Source organism: Bacillus sp. LR_5, from assembly GCF_042709275.1.
On the sequence record NZ_JAVAXX010000473.1, the window covers coordinates 1 to 3,122 of the forward strand.

Here is a 3,122-nt window from a genome sequence, read left to right on the forward strand (position 1 = left end):
GTCACATCTAAGGAATGAAAGGAATGGATCATATGAAAACACTCGTACTCGTTGTACATCCGAATATAGAATCCTCTCGTATCAATAAAAAGTGGAAAGAAGCCGTTTTAAGTGAACCAGATGTAACTGTCCATGATCTTTATGAAAAATATCGCGATCAACCAATTGATGTGGAATTTGAACAACAGCAGCTCCTGGCCCATGACCGTATCGTTTTTCAGTTTCCATTATACTGGTACAGCAGCCCACCGCTTTTAAAACAGTGGTTTGATGAAGTGTTTACGTTTGGCTGGGCTCATGGTCCCGGCGGAAATAAATTGAAGGGGAAAGAGTGGGTAACTGCCATGTCCATCGGTTCACCTGAACACTCTTATCAAGCCGGCGGATATAACTTGTTTTCGATAAGCGAGCTGACAAAACCGTTCCAAGCATCTGCCCATTTAGTAGGCATGACCTATCTGCCTTCCTTTGCCGAATATCGCGCCAATACAATCAGTGACCAAGAAATTGCCGAAAGTGCGAATCGGTATGTAAAGCATATTACAAATATAGAATTAAACCCGAAGGTTCGCCTGCAAAGATATTTGAAACAGCTGGAGGGTGTCGATTTAACATAAAGATTGATTTTGGAAAATCCTGTACTCACCAAGCAGGATTTTTTCTTGTTCAGCAGAGGGATTTTAACATATAGCGAAAAAAGAAGAAGCCACCAAAAATAAGCTATTTGCTTGGTCCTGACTGCTTATTTTTGGTGAAAGACTTATTTCTCTGTGATGAAATAAAGCAAAGCGATGACCGGAAAAGCGATGCCAATCCATAATGCTGTACTCCATCCCCCTGAGGCATATGCCCATCCTCCAATTGATGACCCTATCGCACCGCCTAGAAAGAAGATCGCCATGAATAATCCGTTTAATCGACTGCGAATTTCAGGCGCCAACGAAAAAATAGCACGTTGACTGAGCACAAGGTTTGCAGATACACCCATATCTAACAGAATAGCTGCGGCCACTAGAACTGTTATACCGACGGGGGAGCTGCTCTGAATCATGAGGGGTAATAATAAAGAGACAACGACAACAACGAGAGCGATTCCAGTGGCAAGCCTGGTTAAGCCTCGATCAGCCAGGCGGCCGCCTATTGGTGCAGCGACTGCACCCGCAATGCCCACCAATGCGTAGAGTGCTATTGCCTTCTGAGAAAAATGAAAATCAGGACCGGCCAATAATAAAGGAACGGTAGTCCAGAACAAGCTGAAAGCTCCAAATACAAACGCATGATAGATGGCACGGCGGCGTAAGACTGGAGTCGTGCGCAGCAGCTTCCACATTGAACCGAGTAAGGCAGTATAGTTTGTATTTACTGTTGGTAATCTGGCAGGAAGCACTTTTGATAATACGATGGCCAAGACAACACTTACCACGGCGGACAAAGCGAATATTGCATTCCACCCCCAGATATCAGCAACTAGACTAGATATCGGACGGGAAAGCATAATACCGAGTAATAAGCCGCTCATGACATTGCCAACAACCCGGCCGCGTGCAGCGTCTGATGCAAGGTATGATGCAAATGGAACAAGCACTTGGGCTGCGATTGACCCCAATCCGACGAAAAACGCAGCTGCTAAAAACAGTGTTCCATGCTTCACAAATGCTGTTAGTGTCAAAGCCGCTGCGCTTAGAAGGAGCGATACAACAATAAGTTTTTTGTTTTCGATAATATCTCCTAAAGGGACAAGAAATAATAAGCCGGCAACGTATCCGATTTGGGTGAGTGTGACAATCAATCCAGCACTGCTTGGAGAAAGTCCAATTGCCTTACTAATTAATCCGACCAAAGGTTGTGCATAGTAAAGATTAGCAACAATGATACCGCATGCAGTTGCGAGAAGAAGGGTTAAACTGGGTGAAATCCTCTGACCTGCTTGTTTGTTTCCATTAGCCATAAGAATGAACTCCTTTTTAAGTGGTTTTTTGAGTGTAATCATGACTTCTCAACACAAGTGATTTTATAAACTGAACGTTCAGTTTCGTTGATTAAGGAAAATAATATACTAAACGTTCAGTTTTGTAAATAGGTTTCTGTTTTCTTTTTTTATTCAGATTAAGTATACTGAACGTATAGTTTATATTGCGGGAAGGAATGATTCATGTGCAGAGTAAACGAGGGCGGCCGCGTGATGAAGGAACGCATAAGGCGATTCTCTCTGCAGCCTATGACCTATTGCTGGAAAAAGGCTTCGATGCGGTGACAGTCGATAAAATTGCCGAGCGTGCGAAAGTGAGTAAAGCAACGATTTATAAATGGTGGTCTAACAAGGCTGCCGTTATCATGGACAGCTTTCTTTCGACCGCGACGGACAGGCTGCCTGTGCCTGATACAGGGTCGTCAGTACAAGATATAGTAACCCACGCCACGAATTTAGCTAGGTTTTTGACAAGCCGGGAAGGAACCGTTATTAAGGAATTAATAGGTGCAGGGCAGTTGGATGAAAAATTGGCAGAAGAATATCGCACGCGATTTTTCCAGCCTCGCCGCCTCCAAGCGAAAGGCCTTCTAGAAAAGGGAATTCAGAAAGGTGAATTGAGAGAGAATCTTGATATTGAAGTAAGCATAGATCTCATTTACGGACCAATTTTCTATCGTCTGCTTATAACAGGGGATGAGGTGAATGATTCCTATGTGCATGATTTGGTGATGAACGCGTTTAAGGGAGTTCAAGCTACCTCTGCTACAGAGAGTATGTAGCTGATAAGAACTGCAAAAGCTACGGTTTATATGACAAATTGGTTCTCTCTAATCGCACAGTGAAAGATAAGATTTTTGTTGCTGAGCGGAATCATCGAGGGAAAAGTTCTCTTATCGGATGTCGAAAAAGAAGTCATTCAATCGTGAATACATTATATTATTACATTTCCTTTTCATCGATTGGAACAAGGGTTCTATACTTCAATGGAATATCGCAAAGTTGGAGTATTTAAAGAACAGGGGAAAATCGATGGCCATTATGTAGATGTCATGGCAATCGAAAAAATACTTGCAATGTAAACAGGCCTCTAAAGAGACCTGTTTTTTAATATCCAGAGGATCTGTCTATTTTCATCTTGGGTTCTATGACT

Annotated in this window: 3 protein-coding genes; 2 read left to right on the forward strand and 1 reads right to left on the reverse strand. The window is 42.8% G+C overall.

Features of this window, described 5'->3' with window-relative positions; genetic code table 11:
* Positions 1–23: 23 nt before the first annotated feature.
* Entirely contained in the window at positions 24–617 is a 594-nt protein-coding gene (locus RAC86_RS37220) for an NAD(P)H-dependent oxidoreductase (RefSeq protein WP_015252732.1), read from the forward strand.
* A 143-nt stretch (positions 618–760) separates the two neighbouring features.
* On the opposite strand, the gene RAC86_RS37225 is transcribed toward RAC86_RS37220, so the two are convergent.
* Positions 761–1,948: an MFS transporter gene (locus RAC86_RS37225; protein WP_377886815.1), complete on the reverse strand. Its 1,188-nt coding sequence runs from the start codon at positions 1,946–1,948 to the stop codon at positions 761–763.
* 206 nt (positions 1,949–2,154) lie between these two features.
* On the opposite strand from RAC86_RS37225, the gene RAC86_RS37230 reads away from it, so the two are divergent.
* Complete coding sequence (locus RAC86_RS37230) at positions 2,155–2,751, forward strand: TetR/AcrR family transcriptional regulator (protein ID WP_015715300.1); 597 nt, start codon at positions 2,155–2,157, stop codon at positions 2,749–2,751.
* Positions 2,752–3,122 lie beyond the last annotated feature (371 nt).